The organism is Pseudomonas sp. WS 5021, from assembly GCF_012985535.1.
Classification (GTDB): Bacteria; Pseudomonadota; Gammaproteobacteria; order Pseudomonadales; family Pseudomonadaceae; genus Aquipseudomonas.
The window spans coordinates 913,626-927,601 of sequence record NZ_JAAQWP010000001.1 but is presented as its reverse complement, the minus strand read 5'-3'; the positions used below and the strand labels follow the sequence as shown (position 1 = coordinate 927,601).

The window sequence follows — 13,976 nt, the reverse complement described above, 5'->3', positions numbered from 1 at the left end:
ACCTTTGCCCCTGTTGTGTTGCCTGCCCTCCTAAGTACCTACCTGCCAGCCCAAGCGCGCCAAACTATTTAGCGCTTCAAACTGGCTGCTTTGTTCCAGTCGGGTTCTTCGCATGATCAATGGTGATCAGCGTCACTGGAACGTTTTAACGTTGCACGGATCTTATCCGTGTCATTTGTAGGAACACCAATAATATGTCCACTCAAATCCATACTCAGGATGCCATTCGCACCCTCACCAATGCTTTTGCCCCAATGAACTGCCTGATCATGGCCGCTCGCAAAGGCTGCTTCAGCTTCACCCTGGTCAACGAACACGGTATCGCTCGTCACAGCGAACGCCTGTACCCCGATCAATACTCCAGCGCAGAACCGCTGCAGGCCGTGATCGAGCGTACCCGTCAGGCCCTGGTTGCCTGATTGACCCGACGCTGAACATCGAAAACCCTGCCCGCAAGGCAGGGTTTTTTATTGCCCGCGATTCGGTTTTTCAGCAGTTCCCTTTAGGCCAAACAGATATAACGCTTATAACCACCGGCCGGAAATATTTTAAAAACAGTCCTTTACGTCGTGAATCTGACACTACACTTCAACTCAGGCGGCATGATCCGCCTCCGGCGAGCCTGAGATCCGATTCACCGCTGCCAAGCCCCCCTTCTCAGGCCTCGTCGACCACTTTCAAGGTTTCGAGGGTTTTATGGGCATTGCCGCCGGCGAATTGTGTCGTTATGTGATCCGACCCACGCTGATTTACCTCGGTCGCCACAGCCAGACAGCAGAAACCCTGCTGCTGGGAGTTGCCGCCAGCCAATCGGAACTGGGTTCTGCCTTGCACGACCGGCGCGGCCACGGCCTGTATCGCATCACCGAACCGCGTCACAGAGCCCTGTGGGACAACTACCTGGCCCTGGACCCCGAGCGTGCCAGCCTTGTGCGCGGCCTCGCCAGCCAGCATGCCTTCCTTAGCGGGCCGCAGCTGGAGCTGGCGGTTAACCTGCGTTACGCCACCGCCATCGCCTGGTTGCTGGTGGAACAACATCGCCCCGAGCTGCCCCAACCCGACGACCTGCTGGCCATGGCGCGTATCTGGAAAGAAATATTTCACCCCCAGGGTCGGCTGCGCGATTACACCCAGGCCTGGCAAACCTGTGTAAACCCAATGAATCAGGTCGCCTGCTGATCGGGCACTTTGCAAGATTCGGCAAAAAGCGGCAATTTTGGTCGGATTGTCCTACAAAACCGCTCTATCTCCTACATTACAGCCTATAGCGCTAAGTTAATTTTATTGATACTTTCCGCAGCGGTGATCACCACGGAGTTCTAATAATGAAAAAAGTAATGCTCAAGACCACACTTAGCCTCGCCGTTGCCATGGCCTCTTCCCAACTGTTCGCAAGCGGCTTTGCCCTCAACGAACAGAGTGTTAGCGGGATGGGTACCGGTTTCGCAGGCCGTTCTTCTTCTGCCGATGATGCAAGCACTGTTTTTGGCAACCCTGCCGGTATGGCTCGCCTTGAAGGCCAGCAAGTCACAGGCGGTGTTGCAGCGATTGATGCCACGACCAATATCAGCCAGGTCAGCGGCAACACCAACACTTCCGGTAGCAACAAAGGCGATATGGTGCCTTTCACTGCCGTGCCGTTCGGCTTTTACACCAACAAACTCAACGAGCAGTGGGCAGTCGGTTTCGGCGTCTATGCACCGTTCGGCCTGGTCACTGACTACGAACGTGGCTTCCAGGGTCGCGGCTTTGGCAGCAAGAGCGAAGTGAAGGTCATTACCTTCCAGCCAACTGTCAGCTATGCCTTCAACGACCGGGTGTCCGTAGGTTTCGGTCCGACCTTCAACCGCATCGCCGGTACGCTGGAGTCGGATGTTTCGCTGCCGCAAGTGCCTAACGCCGTCAACAACATCAAGATCAAGGGTGACGATACCGCCCTGGGCTTTAACGTTGGCGTGCTGGTACAAGCCACCGACACCACTCGCGTGGGCCTGACCTACCACTCGAAAGTGAAGTACAAGCTCGAAGGCCACACCGAAGTGTCCCCAGGCACCGGCGTTCCAGGCCAGTTGCTGCGCGGCAACCGCTACGACGCTTCGCTGAAGATCGACACCCCTGAATCCTGGGACCTGTCGGTGACCCAGGACATGAGCGATGCCTGGAAGCTGTATGCCGGTGCGACCTGGACACGCTGGAGCCGCCTGAAAGACATCACCGTCAACAACGAAGGTGTCACTGCGGGCAACGGCGGCGGTGCAGCACCACAGCTGGTGGGCACCATCACGGAAGAACAGAACTGGCACGACACCTGGGCTTACGCAGTCGGTACCTCGTACCAGTTGACCAAGCAAGTGGTCCTGCGGACCGGCCTGACTTTCGACCAGTCGCCTACCAACAACACTAATCGTTCGCCACGTATCCCTACCGGCGACCGGACAATCTTCAGTGTTGGCCTGGGCTACGCGGTCATGGATAACATGACCATCGACCTGGCTTACTCGTACCTCCAGGAAGAAGACATCAAGGTCAACAGCCACAACAAGCTGGGCCAGACGTACAACGCCAAATATGAAAACAGCGCCAACGGTTTTGGCCTGGGCATGACGTACAAGTTCTGATCCAACGCTGCATAAAAAAGCCCCGCTCTCCTGCACAGGAGGCGGGGCTTTTTAGTGGCCGATAATCAGGGCTTGGACGCCAGCGCCTGCTCCACAGCCTCGATCAGCTCCGGGCTGTCCGGCTTGGTCAGGCTGGAGAAGCTGGCGATCACCTTGCCCTGGCGATCTACCACGTACTTGTAGAAATTCCATTTCGGCGCGTTGCTTTGTTCGGCCAGGACCTTGAACAGGTGTACCGCATCAGGGCCCCTGACCTTCTGTGGCTCGGTCATGGTGAAGGTCACGCCGTAATTCACGTAGCAGACCTTGGCGGTCTCCTCGCCCGTCTTGGCTTCCTGCTTGAAGTCATCGGAAGGCACGCCAATCACTTCCAGGCCATCGCCCTTGTAGCGCTGATACAACGCCTCCAGGCCCTTGAACTGCGGGGCGAACCCACAAAAGCTGGCGGTATTGACGATCACCAGAGGCTTGCCGGCAAAGCGCTGGCACAGATCGATGGATTCCTTGGCGCGCAACTTCGGCAATTGGCCTTCAAGCAACGTCGGGCAATCGGCGGCCATGGCGACACCACCAAAGGCCATCATCAGGGCGGGTACTGCAAGCCAACGCATTAACATGTGGGGTGTCCTTGGACAAAGTCAGGCAAGCAACTTAACAGATCGACATACCCAGTTGCATCAACGCCAGCCCGCTGCGCTGCCAGCCCCACCAGGCCAGCAACAACAACGTCAGCAGGCCGGCTGCGCTAACCCAGTACCCGATCGAGTTCATGCAACCCCCATCTGCGCTTGCAACCTGGCCACAGGTCGCTCACGCACAGGCCAGTTAAGGGCGGCCGCGACCAGGCTCAAGACGATCGCCACCTGCCAGATCAAATCGTAGCTACCGGTTCGATCATAGACCACGCCCCCCAGCCAGCCGCCGAGGAACGAGCCCAACTGATGGAACAGGAACACGATCCCACCCAGCATCGACAGGTTTCTTACGCCAAACAAGGTCGCCACGGTGCCATTGGTCAGCGGCACGGTCGACAGCCACAAAAAGCCCATGGCCATGCCGAACAGGTAGGCACTCATTTGCGTCACCGGCGCCCACAGGAACAACACGATCACCACCGCCCGCAGCAGGTACAACGCGGTAAGCAAACGTGGCTTGGACATCCGCCCGCCGAGCCAGCCTGCGGTGTAGGTGCCGAAGATGTTGAACAGGCCGATCAGCGCCAGCACCGTGGTGCCGACGGTCGCCGGCAGATGCTGGTCCACCAGGTAGGCCGGCAAGTGCACACCGATAAACACCACCTGGAATCCGCAGACAAAAAAGCCAAAGGCCAGCAACCAGAACCCGGAATGGGAACAGGCTTCGTGCAGGGCCTCGCGCAGGGTTTGCTGGCCTGCCACCACCGGCAGCGGGCGGTCCTTGATCATTGTCACCAGCGGCACGATCAGCGCCACCAGCAGGCCCAGCACCAGCAAGGCGGCGGACCAGCCCAGCCAGCCAATCAGGCCCAGGGTGCCCGGCAACATGGCGAACTGGCCAAAAGACCCGGCGGCGCTGGCAATGCCCATGGCCATGCTGCGTTTTTCCGGGGCCACGGCACGCCCGACCACGCCGAGGATCACCGAGAACGAGGTACCGGACAGGCCGATCCCGATCAACAAGCCGGCACTCAACGACAGCGACCACGCCGAATCGGACAAGCCCATGAACACCAGGCCCAAGGCATACAGCACGCCACCGATCATCACCACTTTGGCCGCGCCAAAGCGGTCGGCCAGGGCCCCGGTAAACGGCTGCGCCAGGCCCCAGATCAGGTTCTGCAGGGCGATGGCAAAGGCAAAGGTTTCACGGCCCCAGCCGAACTCGGCGCTCATGGGCGCCAGGAACAGGCCAAAGCCATGTCGCACGCCCAGGGAAAGGGCCAGGATCAGCGCACTCCCGACAAGAATCCAGCCACTGGTACGCCACATCGAGGTCATTATTATTCTCCGCTACGGGTATATACCCGCTTGTATTCGAACAAGCCCGCTTTTAAGCGAGTTCATCCAGCAAGGCCAACAGGGTTTCGCGTTTTTGCACGCCTAACTTATCAATCAGTTTCTGCTGCGCCGCTTCCCAGGCCGGCAACGCGGCCGCCAGGCGCTGTTTGCCTTCCTCCGTGAGCACGACCAAACGGTTGCGCAGGTCATCGCCCTCCACCAACCGCACCAGGCCTTCACCCTCCAACACCCGCAGGTTACGCCCCAGGGTGCTGCGATCCAGGCCCATGGCATCGGCCAGGGTAGAAATACTCGGCTGGTTCAGGCGCTGCAGGTTACACAGCAAGGAATACTGGGCGACGTTGATCCCGAAGCCATCGAGGGCGCCGTCATAGTGCCTGCTGACGCCACGGGCGGCACGACGCAGGTTGGTGCATAAACATTGGGAGGCAAGCATGGAACGTGTATATACCCGCGATTAAGGAAATGCAAGAAAGTGTTACAGAGCCAGACCGATCAACACCGCTACCTCAAGCAGCTCCAGCAAGGCGCCGGCCGTATCACCGGTGGTGCCGCCCAGCCGATTGATCATCAGTTGCCGCAAGCCCACAAAGCAGATGGCCGCCAGCAACACCGCAATCCCGCCGCTGAAACCGCCGATCAACACACACGCCAGGCCACTGAGGATCAATACCTGCTGCCCGACAATCCGTGGCAAGTGGTCAGCCAGCGCCTGGCCCAGGCCCCCGGCGCGCACATAGCGGGTGGTGAGAAACAGTGCCAGCAGCGAGCTGCGACCGATCAACGGCGCGAGGATCAACGCAGCGCCATTGTGTTGCTCGATCAGCGCCACCAGCGCGGTGAATTTGAGCAGCAGCACCAAGCCCAGGGTCACCACCGCAATCGGGCCGCTGCGCGGGTCTTTCATGATGCTCAAGGTGCGTTCGCGGTCGCCAAAACCGCCCAGCCAGGCGTCAGCGCTGTCCGCCAGGCCATCCAGGTGCAGGCCGCCACTGAGCAACACCCAGGCCGTCAGCAGCAGGGCCGCATGCAACAGCAAAGGCGCGCCCATCAACAGCGTATTCAAGCCCCACAGCAGCAGCCCGAACAACAGCCCCACCAGCGGATAAAACAGCAGCGAGCGCCCCAGCTCCTGGGGTTGCGGCATGCCCGGCAGGCGGATCGGCAAGCTGCTGAGAAACTGCAAGGCAATCCAGAACGGCAACATTCAGGCGCCCTCGCTCAACATGCCATCGGCTTCGACCCGCAGGCTGAACAGGCCACCGTGGCCGACCTCGACATTCAGCAACTGTTCACGGGGCAAGCCACGGGCCTGGGCCAGCAGTAAACGCATGACGCCACCATGGCTGACCAGCAGCACCCGTTGTCCGGCATACAGCTGATGCAGACGTAGGACGGCGCCGCGCACGCGCTGGGAAAACGCCTCGACAGGCTCGCCATCCGGCGGCGTAAAGCTATAGGGATCCGCCCAGAACAGGCCCAGCGCCTCGGCGTCGGTCGCCATCAACTGCGCCGCGCTCTGCCCTTCCCAAGCGCCGAAATGCAGCTCCTGTAGATCCTGTTCCAGGCTCACCGGCAGGTTCAGGCGTGCGCCCAACTCTTCAGCGAACCGCGCGCAGCGCTGCAGCGGCGAGCTGACCAGTCGATCCCACGGCCCGCGCGCCAGCACCGCCTCGCGCATCTGCGCCCAACCCTTGGCGGTCAGCGCATCATCCAGGCTGCCGCGCAAACCACCGCCCAGTTCGGTTTCACCATGGCGCAGCAGGTCCAGGTGCAAGGTCATGCCGGGCGATCCGCCACGGCGGCTTCTGCGAACGTCGCCATCTGCCCGTGCAACGCACAGGCCAGGCGCAACAGGGGCACCGCCAGCGCCGCACCGCTGCCCTCGCCCAGGCGCAGGCCCAGTTCCAGCAGCGGCTGGGCTTCAAGGCTTTGCAACACATGGCGATGGCCCGGCTCGGCGCCCCGATGGCCGAACAACAGCCATGGCCGGCAAGACGGGTTCAGGCGCGTGGCGACCAGCGCCGCGACGGTGCAGATAAACCCGTCGACCAGCACTACCACCCCCGCCTGGGCGCAGGCCAAATAGGCCCCCACCAACCCCGCAATCTCCAGGCCACCGAGGTTGAACAGGGTCTGCAACGGGTCACCCCGCTGCCCGGCATGCAACGCCAGGGCGCGCTCGATCACCGCCACTTTATGGCTGACGCCCTGGGCATTCAGGCCGGTGCCGGGGCCGGTCAGGTCGCTGACCTGGCAATCGAGCAAGGCGCAGGCCAGTGCACTGGCGGCAGTGGTGTTGCCGATGCCCATCTCGCCGCCAATAAACAGCTGCGCACCAGCGTTGATCGCCCGCTGCACGCTGTCACGCCCCGCCGCCAGGGCCAACTGACCCTGGGCCTCGGTCATGGCCGCGCCCAGCACAAAATTGGCCGTGCCCGGGGCGATATTCAGGTGGCGCACGCCCGGCAGGTCGAGCGCTGGCGTCACGGTGCCCAGGTCCACCACTTCCAGCTGTGCATCCAGTTGCCGGGCCAGCACGCTGATCGCCGCACCGCCGCTGACAAAGTTGTGCAGCATCTGCCCGGTGACTTCCTGGGGATAGGCCGAGACGCCTTCGGCGACCACACCATGGTCGCCGGCAAAGATCGCGATCCACACCTGCTCGACCGTTGGCTTGACCCGGCCTTGCAACCCGGCCAGTTGCACTGCCAGCGCCTCCAGTTGCCCCAGGGACCCGGCGGGCTTGGTCAGTTGCTGCTGGCGGGCCAGGGCTTGTTCATAGGCCGTGGCGTCCAGCGCCTTGCAGGGTTGCAGCCACCAGGATTGGCTCATAACGCAGTACCTTTCAAAGTCAGGGGCAGGCCCGCAACGGTCAGCACTACACGCTGACAACGCTCGGCCAAGGCTTGATGCAGCCAACCGGCTTCATCCACATAGCGGCGAGTCAATTCGCCCAGCGGCACGACACCCAGACCGGTCTCGTTGCTGACAAAAATGATTTCCCCCGGCAGCGACGCCAGGCAGTCCAGCAGGGATTCACGCTCGACGCCCAGGCGCTGTGGGTCGTCCAGCAGCAACAGGTTGGTGAGCCACAGGGTCAGGCAATCGACCAGCAGGCAACGGCCCGGGGCAGCGTTTTCACGCAGCACCCGCGCCAATTCCAGCGGTTCCTCGATCAGCCCCCAATGGCTGGGACGACGCTGGCGATGCAGGGCCACGCGCGCGTTCATTTCACCGTCCAGGGGCTGGCTGGTAGCGATATAGGTGACGGGCATGGCGCTGTCGCTGGCGAGTTGTTCGGCCAGGCGGCTTTTACCGGAGCGGGCGCCGCCGAGGATCAGTTGCAACATGGTCAAGCCCTCAAATGCCACATAACTGGCGCAGCAACCGAGTGTCCAGATGCTGCTCCACCAAATCCGCCAGGCGCTCGATATCGCGCTCGCGCAGGCCGTGGTAATCGACTTCCTGCACATCCTGCAAACCGGCCCAGCGCAGCAAGGCGCTGCATGCGGCGGGCGTCTCGAACAGACCGTGCAGATAAGTGCCAAGGATCTGCCCATCATCGCTACAAGCACCGTCGCTGCGGCCATCATCCAGGCGCACCGCCGCCTCCTCCAGGGCAGGCCCTCGGGTCACGCCCGCATGGATCTCATAACCACTGACCGGCGCCTCTTCCAGCACCAGCCGGCCGCGCACATTGCGCAATTGTTTCTCGGCTTCCAGGGTGGTGCTGAACGCTAGCAGGCCCAGGCCAGCGCTGGAACCCGCCGCGCCTTCCAGGCCCAGCGGATCGTGGACCTGCTCACCCAGCATTTGCAGGCCACCGCAGATGCCCAGGACTTTGCCGCCATAGCGCAAGTGCCGGGCAATCGCGCGGTCCCAGCCATTGGCGCGCAGATAGGCCAGGTCGCTGCGCACGCTTTTCGAGCCGGGCAAGATGATCAGGTCGGCGGCGGGGATTGCCTGGCCCGGCCCGACAAACTGCAGATCCACCTGGGGATGCAGGCGCAGCGGGTCGAAGTCGGTGTGGTTGCTGATGCGCGGCAATACCGGCACCACCACCTTGAGTACCTGCGCGGCCTTGTCGATCTGGCGCTGGTCGATGCCATCCTCGGCTTCCAGGTGCAGGTCCATCACGTACGGCAGCACGCCCACCACCGGTTTGCCGGTGCGCGCCTCAAGCCAGTCGAGGCCCGGTTGCAGCAGGGCGATATCGCCACGGAAGCGGTTGATGATAAAGCCCTTGACCCGCGCCTGCTCCGACGGCGACAGCAACTCCAGCGTGCCCACCAGATGAGCAAACACCCCGCCGCGATTGATGTCGGCGATCAGCAGCACCGGGCAATCCACCGCTTCAGCAAACCCCATATTGGCAATGTCGTTGGCCCGCAGGTTGATCTCGGCCGGCGAGCCTGCGCCTTCGACCATCACCACCGGGTAGGCCGCGCTCAGGCGCGCATGGGAGGCCAGCACCGCCTGCATGGCGATGGCTTTGTAATCGTGATAGGCCACTGCATTCATGCTGGTCACGGCATGGCCATGGATGATCACCTGGGAGCCGGTGTCGCTATTGGGCTTGAGCAGCACCGGGTTCATGTCGGTGTGCGGTGCCAGGTTGGCGGCCTGGGCCTGCACGGCCTGGGCGCGGCCGATCTCGCCCCCTTCTGCCGTGACCGCACTGTTGAGCGCCATGTTCTGCGGCTTGAAGGGCACTACCGGCACGCCCTGGCGCACGACCCAGCGGCACAGCGCGGTCACCAGGGTGCTTTTGCCCGCGTCGGAGGTGGTGCCTTGCACCATCAGGGTGGTCATGAAGTTTGCTTCCAGGCAGTCAGGGCGTGTTCGAGGCGCAGCCAATCGGCGTCAGTCCCGGGCAGGCCAAAACGCAGGCTGCTGTCGTGGACAAACAGGCGCAGCAGGATGCCGCGCTGGGCCATGAACTCATGTAGCAGCTCGGCGCGGTCGGTGATCAGCCACTGGAACAGCGCGCAGCCGCCTTGTGGGCGCAGGCCATACTGCTCCAACAGGCGAAACAGGCGCTGGCTGGCGTCTTCGCAGCGCTGGCGCTGGTAGGTGTGGCCGGTACTGTCGCGCAGGCACACCTGGCCCAACTCCCGCGTCGGCCCGCTCACCGCCCACGGGCCGACCTGCTCGGCCAGCAGCTTGAGCAGCTTGCGCTCGGCCAATACAAAGCCCAGGCGCACCCCGGCCAGGCCGAAAAACTTGCCGAACGAGCGCAACACAATCAACCCCACTTGATTGGCCTGGCTCGCCAGGCTCAAGTGCGGGGTGTTGTCCATAAAGGCTTCATCCACCACCAACCAACCACCGCGCTGGGCCAGACGTGCATGCCAATCCAGCAGGCGCTGGGGCGTAAGGCTCAGGCCGGTCGGATTGTTGGGATTGACCACCACCAGCACGTCGAGGCTATCGAGAAAGAAGTCGACTTCCTGCTCCAGCACCTCGCGCACGATGTAACCGGCGCGGCGCCAGGCTTGGGCATGCTCGGCGTAGCACGGCGACAACACGCCGACCTTGCCCGCCCGGCGCAGGCGCGGCAGCAGCTGGATCGCCGCCTGGGAACCCGGCACCGGCAGCACCTGGGCTGCGCCGTAGTAGTCGCAGGCGGCCTGCTCCAGGCCGTCATCGGTCTCTGGCAGGCGGGCCCAGGCCCGCAGCGGGATAGGCGGGATTGGCCAGGGCCAGGGCGCGAGGCCACTGGACAGGTCCAGCCAGTCTTCCTGGGCGATGCCGTACTGCAACGCCGCCTTGCGCAGCCGTCCACCGTGTTCAAGCATAGAATTGCGCCCCCGCACACAGGATCAACACCCACAGCCACACGCCGCGCTGCACCAGTTGCCAGCCACGCTCGATGGAATCGGCATCGGCCGGCGGCCCTTCGCCAAGGGTCGGACGCTGGTGCAACTCACCGTGATAAATCGCCGCCCCGCCCAACTCGACACCCAGGGCGCCCGCGCCCGCAGCCATCACCGGCCCGGCATTCGGGCTGTCCCAGGTCGGGCCCTGGCGGCGCCAGCATGTGAGCGCCAGGCGGGTCTTGCCTAGCACGGCGTAGGTCAACGCAACCAAGCGTGCCGGAATGTAATTGAGCACATCGTCAATCTTCGCCGCCGCCCAGCCAAAGCGCTCAAAGCGTTCGTTGCGATAGCCCCACATGGCATCCAGGGTATTGCTCAGGCGGTACAGCACCACGCCCGGCACCCCGGCCACGACAAACCAGAACAGTGCGGCGAACACCGCATCGCTGCCGTTTTCCAGCACCGACTCGGTGGCCGCGCGCGCCACTTCGGTGCTGTCCAATTCGCTGGTCTGACGGCTGACCAGGTAACTGACACGCGTGCGCGCCTCGTCCAGGTCCCCGCTGCGCAGGGCCTGGGCCACCGGTAGCACGTGCTCACCCAGGCTGCGCATGCCCAGGGCCAGGTACAACGCGAGGATCTCGATCACCCAGCCGAAGTATGGCGCCCAGGACAAGGCAGTGGCCAGCAAGGTCAGCGGTATCACCGTGATAAACCATGCGGTCACGCCATGGCTGCGCCAGCCGCGCCCCGCAGAGTTGAAACGCTGCTCGATGCGCCCGGCAAAATTGCCGAACGCCACCAGCGGATGCCAGCGCCTGGGCTCGCCCAACAGCGCATCCAGCGCCACTGCGGCGACGCTCAGCAAGGCCACACTCATTGACTCACTCCCCAATAATTCTCATACAGCATGTCACTCAGCGGACGCGGTTCGGTCCAGCCCTCAAGTTGCAACATCGGTGCCGGGTAGAACTCCGTCACCGGGCCCAGGCACAGCACGGCCAGCGGCTTGGCGCCGGGCGGCAGGCCGAGCAGGTCGGCCAGGTCCTGGGGTTCGAACAGCGACACCCAGCCCATGCCCAGGCCTTCAGCGCGGGAGGCCAGCCATAGATTCTGGATCGCGCAGGACAGCGACGCCAGGTCCATTTCCGGCAAGGTCCTGCGCCCGAAAATATGCCGCTCGCGATCATCCATCAACGCCGCCACCAGCACCTCGGCGCAGTCGTGGATGCCTTCGACCTTGAGCTTCATGAAATCGTCCGAACGCTCGCCCAGGGCTTGCGCGGTGCGGATGCGTTCGACTTCCACCAACTGCTGGATCTGCCCGCGCAGGTTACGGTCGCTGATGCGGATAAAGCGCCAGGGCTGCATCAGGCCGACGCTGGGGGCCTGGTGCGCGGCTTGCAGCAGGCGCTGCAGCAGCTCGGGGGCGACGGTGCCGCCGCTGAAGTGGCGCATGTCACGACGTTCGGCGATGGCGCGGTAGATCGCGTCGCGCTCGGCCTGGGGGTAGGCGTGGTCGGTCATGGCCCTATCGCGGGCAAGCCCGCTCCCACATTTGAACCGTGGTCGCCTGCCATGCCGGCTTGCCGGTCTGGCGCAAACAACGCGGCCACCGCAGCCGGGTTCGACGGGAAGTAAAAGTGCACATAGGAAGCCGTCATCCGCCCCTGGCGATACACCGCCTCGGCGCCGCGCCCGCCGTTGGGGCTCAGGCCACGGGCAATCGGCTGCCACTGCGTGCTGGTCAGGGAATGATGATAGGTATGCCCGCGCAGCACGCCTTCCGGCAGCTCGACCGTTTGTAGGGCCAGGGCCGCCAGGCGTTTTTGCATGACCGCATCGCCTTGCAGCAGGCCCAGCAGTTCGGCGCGCGTGCCCTCGACATCGGTCAAGGAATCGAGCAGGTAGAGCATGCCCCCGCATTCAGCCAGCAACGGTTTGCCGGCAGCGTGATGGGCACGGATCGCCTGCAGCATCGCGCTATTTTGCGACAGCGCCTGATGATGCAGTTCCGGGTAGCCACCGGGCAGATAGAGGCTGTCGGCGTCGGGCAGCACGCGGTCATGGATCGGCGAGAAGAAGTGCAACTGCGCGCCCATCGCTCGCAGCAAATCCAGGCTGGCGCCGTAGGTGAAGGCAAAGGCTTCGTCACGGGCCACGGCAATCCGCACCCCGGCCAGTAGCGGCTGGGCTTCGATCAGCTCGGGCGCGGCGAATTCCACCGGCGGTGGCAGCGCTACCTCGCAACTGCTGGCCAGGGCGGCGGCGGCAGCATCCAGGCGCAGGTCCAGGTCATTCAGCTCGCTGGCCTGCACCAGGCCCAGGTGACGGCTGGGCAGCTCAATGCCGGTTTCCCGGGACAGTGCGCCGTACCAGCGCAGGCCTTCGGTCAAGCTGCCTTCGAGCAGTTGGGCGTGGCGCACGGTGCCGACACGGTTGGCCAGGACCCCGGCGAACGGCAGGTCTGCCTGGTAACGCGCCAGCCCCAGCGCCAGGGCGCCAAAGGTCTGGGCCATGGCGGTGCCATCGATCACTGCCAGTACCGGCACGCCAAAATGGCGCGCCAGGTCGGCGCTGGAAGGCGTGCCGTCGAACAGGCCCATCACGCCCTCGATCAGGATCAGGTCCGCCTCCCCCGCTGCTTCCCACAGCAGGCGGCGACTTTCCTGCTCGCCGACCATCCACATGTCCAATTGATAGACCGGCGCACCACTGGCGCGCTCATGGATCATCGGGTCGAGAAAGTCCGGGCCGCACTTGAACACCCGGACCTTGCGCCCCAGGTTGCGGTGCAAACGGGCCAGGGCGGCGGTGACGGTGGTCTTGCCCTGGCCTGACGCCGGCGCGGCGATCAGCACGGCAGGGCAATGGCGCGGCTGGTTCAAAGTTCGATGCCCTTCTGTGCCTTGATACCGGCCTGGAACGCATGCTTGAGCATGCCCATTTCGGTGACGGTGTCGGCCATTTCAATCAGTTCTGGCTTGGCGCCACGCCCGGTGACCAGCACATGCTGCATGGGTGGGCGAGCTTGCAGGTCGCCAAGCACCTGGTCGAGGTCGAGATAGCCGTGCTTGAGCGCGATATTCAGCTCATCCAGCACCACCAGACCGATGGACGGGTCCTGCAACATTTCCCGGGAGACTTTCCAGGCTGCTTCGGCAGCGGCGATATCACGCTGGCGGTCCTGGGTCTCCCAGGTAAAGCCCTCGCCCATCACATGGAAACGCACCTGCTCGGGGAAGCGGCGGAAGAACAGCTCTTCCCCGGTGCTGTTGCGGCCCTTGATGAACTGCACCACGCCGCATTGCATACCGTGGCCCATGGCCCGGGCGAGCATGCCAAAGGCCGAGCTGCTCTTGCCTTTGCCGTTGCCGGTCAATACCAGCAGCAAACCGCATTCGTTCGGTGAGTTGGCAATGCGCTCGTCAATCACCGCTTTTTTGCGCAGCATGCGCGCCAGGTGGCGTTCGTCACGATCGGGGGAATCAGTCATGGCAGCTCTCCGTTGGGGCTGGACAAAAACGGCGGGCAGGAAA

At 63.4% G+C, this 13,976-nt stretch carries 16 protein-coding genes; 3 read left to right on the top strand and 13 right to left on the bottom strand.

What is annotated here, in order from left to right:
* Positions 1–194 precede the first annotated feature (194 nt).
* The 3 genes from HBO19_RS04300 to HBO19_RS04290 all read left to right on the top strand — a co-directional run bounded on the left by HBO19_RS04300 (position 195) and on the right by HBO19_RS04290 (position 2,618).
* Entirely contained in the window at positions 195–419 is a 225-nt protein-coding gene (locus tag HBO19_RS04300; protein WP_007898912.1) for a hypothetical protein, read from the top strand.
* 277 nt (positions 420–696) lie between these two features.
* Positions 697–1,179, top strand: coding sequence for a hypothetical protein (locus HBO19_RS04295; protein ID WP_170056951.1), 483 nt, complete (start codon positions 697–699; stop codon positions 1,177–1,179).
* 146 nt (positions 1,180–1,325) lie between these two features.
* On the top strand, positions 1,326–2,618 hold the full coding sequence (locus tag HBO19_RS04290; RefSeq protein WP_169955255.1) for an outer membrane protein transport protein: 1,293 nt from the start codon (positions 1,326–1,328) through the stop codon (positions 2,616–2,618).
* Between the two features lie 65 nt (positions 2,619–2,683).
* Here the strand turns inward: HBO19_RS04290 and HBO19_RS04285 are convergent, their stop codons facing one another.
* The 13 genes from HBO19_RS04285 to cobO form a co-directional block, all read right to left on the bottom strand.
* Positions 2,684–3,235: a redoxin domain-containing protein gene (locus HBO19_RS04285; RefSeq protein ID WP_169955254.1), complete on the bottom strand. Its 552-nt coding sequence runs from the start codon at positions 3,233–3,235 to the stop codon at positions 2,684–2,686.
* Positions 3,236–3,385: 150 nt separating this feature from the next.
* Positions 3,386–4,585 carry an MFS transporter gene (locus HBO19_RS04280; protein WP_169955264.1) on the bottom strand — a complete coding sequence of 400 codons (1,200 nt, stop codon included), beginning with the start codon at positions 4,583–4,585 and terminating at the stop codon, positions 3,386–3,388.
* Positions 4,586–4,646: 61 nt separating this feature from the next.
* Complete coding sequence (locus HBO19_RS04275; protein WP_169955253.1) at positions 4,647–5,051, bottom strand: MarR family transcriptional regulator; 405 nt, start codon at positions 5,049–5,051, stop codon at positions 4,647–4,649.
* Between the two features lie 42 nt (positions 5,052–5,093).
* The gene (locus HBO19_RS04270) at positions 5,094–5,822 is read right to left on the bottom strand and encodes an adenosylcobinamide-GDP ribazoletransferase (protein WP_169955252.1); all 729 of its coding nucleotides are present in this window, start codon (positions 5,820–5,822) and stop codon (positions 5,094–5,096) included.
* Positions 5,823–6,398, bottom strand: a complete 576-nt coding sequence (cobC, locus tag HBO19_RS04265) for an alpha-ribazole phosphatase family protein (protein WP_170056950.1) — start codon at positions 6,396–6,398, stop codon at positions 5,823–5,825.
* Positions 6,395–7,450, bottom strand: a complete 1,056-nt coding sequence (gene cobT / locus HBO19_RS04260) for a nicotinate-nucleotide--dimethylbenzimidazole phosphoribosyltransferase (protein ID WP_170056949.1) — start codon at positions 7,448–7,450, stop codon at positions 6,395–6,397. The genes cobC and cobT overlap by 4 nt, the downstream gene beginning before the upstream one ends.
* Positions 7,447–7,968 (bottom strand): bifunctional adenosylcobinamide kinase/adenosylcobinamide-phosphate guanylyltransferase, encoded by a 522-nt coding sequence (cobU, locus tag HBO19_RS04255; RefSeq protein WP_170056948.1) that lies wholly within the window; start codon positions 7,966–7,968, stop codon positions 7,447–7,449. Before cobU ends, cobT begins: the two co-directional genes overlap by 4 nt.
* 10 nt (positions 7,969–7,978) lie before the next feature.
* Positions 7,979–9,430, bottom strand: coding sequence for a cobyric acid synthase (locus tag HBO19_RS04250; protein WP_170056947.1), 1,452 nt, complete (start codon positions 9,428–9,430; stop codon positions 7,979–7,981).
* Positions 9,427–10,416 carry a threonine-phosphate decarboxylase CobD gene (cobD, locus tag HBO19_RS04245; protein ID WP_170056946.1) on the bottom strand — a complete coding sequence of 330 codons (990 nt, stop codon included), beginning with the start codon at positions 10,414–10,416 and terminating at the stop codon, positions 9,427–9,429. The genes HBO19_RS04250 and cobD overlap by 4 nt, the downstream gene beginning before the upstream one ends.
* Positions 10,409–11,317: an adenosylcobinamide-phosphate synthase CbiB gene (gene cbiB, locus HBO19_RS04240; RefSeq protein ID WP_170042595.1), complete on the bottom strand. Its 909-nt coding sequence runs from the start codon at positions 11,315–11,317 to the stop codon at positions 10,409–10,411. Before cbiB ends, cobD begins: the two co-directional genes overlap by 8 nt.
* Positions 11,314–11,964, bottom strand: coding sequence for a 5,6-dimethylbenzimidazole synthase (gene bluB / locus HBO19_RS04235; RefSeq protein WP_170056945.1), 651 nt, complete (start codon positions 11,962–11,964; stop codon positions 11,314–11,316). The genes cbiB and bluB overlap by 4 nt, the downstream gene beginning before the upstream one ends.
* Positions 11,961–13,325: a cobyrinate a,c-diamide synthase gene (locus HBO19_RS04230; protein WP_170056944.1), complete on the bottom strand. Its 1,365-nt coding sequence runs from the start codon at positions 13,323–13,325 to the stop codon at positions 11,961–11,963. The genes bluB and HBO19_RS04230 overlap by 4 nt, the downstream gene beginning before the upstream one ends.
* Positions 13,322–13,933 (bottom strand): cob(I)yrinic acid a,c-diamide adenosyltransferase, encoded by a 612-nt coding sequence (gene cobO / locus HBO19_RS04225; RefSeq protein ID WP_032857045.1) that lies wholly within the window; start codon positions 13,931–13,933, stop codon positions 13,322–13,324. Before cobO ends, HBO19_RS04230 begins: the two co-directional genes overlap by 4 nt.
* Positions 13,934–13,976 lie beyond the last annotated feature (43 nt).

What these genes read in the sequence shown, in the direction of transcription:
- HBO19_RS04300 (WP_007898912.1), top strand. Translation starts at nt 195, where the DNA reads ATGTCCACTCAAATCCATACTCAGGATGCCATTCGCACCCTCACCAAT.
- HBO19_RS04280 (WP_169955264.1), bottom strand. Translation starts at nt 4,585, where the DNA reads ATGTGGCGTACCAGTGGCTGGATTCTTGTCGGGAGTGCGCTGATCCTG.
- cbiB (WP_170042595.1), bottom strand. Translation starts at nt 11,317, where the DNA reads ATGAGTGTGGCCTTGCTGAGCGTCGCCGCAGTGGCGCTGGATGCGCTG.
- HBO19_RS04285 (WP_169955254.1), bottom strand. Translation starts at nt 3,235, where the DNA reads ATGTTAATGCGTTGGCTTGCAGTACCCGCCCTGATGATGGCCTTTGGT.
- bluB (WP_170056945.1), bottom strand. Translation starts at nt 11,964, where the DNA reads ATGACCGACCACGCCTACCCCCAGGCCGAGCGCGACGCGATCTACCGC.
- cobU (WP_170056948.1), bottom strand. Translation starts at nt 7,968, where the DNA reads ATGTTGCAACTGATCCTCGGCGGCGCCCGCTCCGGTAAAAGCCGCCTG.
- HBO19_RS04270 (WP_169955252.1), bottom strand. Translation starts at nt 5,822, where the DNA reads ATGTTGCCGTTCTGGATTGCCTTGCAGTTTCTCAGCAGCTTGCCGATC.
- HBO19_RS04290 (WP_169955255.1), top strand. Translation starts at nt 1,326, where the DNA reads ATGAAAAAAGTAATGCTCAAGACCACACTTAGCCTCGCCGTTGCCATG.
- HBO19_RS04295 (WP_170056951.1), top strand. Translation starts at nt 697, where the DNA reads ATGGGCATTGCCGCCGGCGAATTGTGTCGTTATGTGATCCGACCCACG.
- HBO19_RS04275 (WP_169955253.1), bottom strand. Translation starts at nt 5,051, where the DNA reads ATGCTTGCCTCCCAATGTTTATGCACCAACCTGCGTCGTGCCGCCCGT.
- cobO (WP_032857045.1), bottom strand. Translation starts at nt 13,933, where the DNA reads ATGACTGATTCCCCCGATCGTGACGAACGCCACCTGGCGCGCATGCTG.
- cobD (WP_170056946.1), bottom strand. Translation starts at nt 10,416, where the DNA reads ATGCTTGAACACGGTGGACGGCTGCGCAAGGCGGCGTTGCAGTACGGC.
- cobT (WP_170056949.1), bottom strand. Translation starts at nt 7,450, where the DNA reads ATGAGCCAATCCTGGTGGCTGCAACCCTGCAAGGCGCTGGACGCCACG.
- HBO19_RS04250 (WP_170056947.1), bottom strand. Translation starts at nt 9,430, where the DNA reads ATGACCACCCTGATGGTGCAAGGCACCACCTCCGACGCGGGCAAAAGC.
- cobC (WP_170056950.1), bottom strand. Translation starts at nt 6,398, where the DNA reads ATGACCTTGCACCTGGACCTGCTGCGCCATGGTGAAACCGAACTGGGC.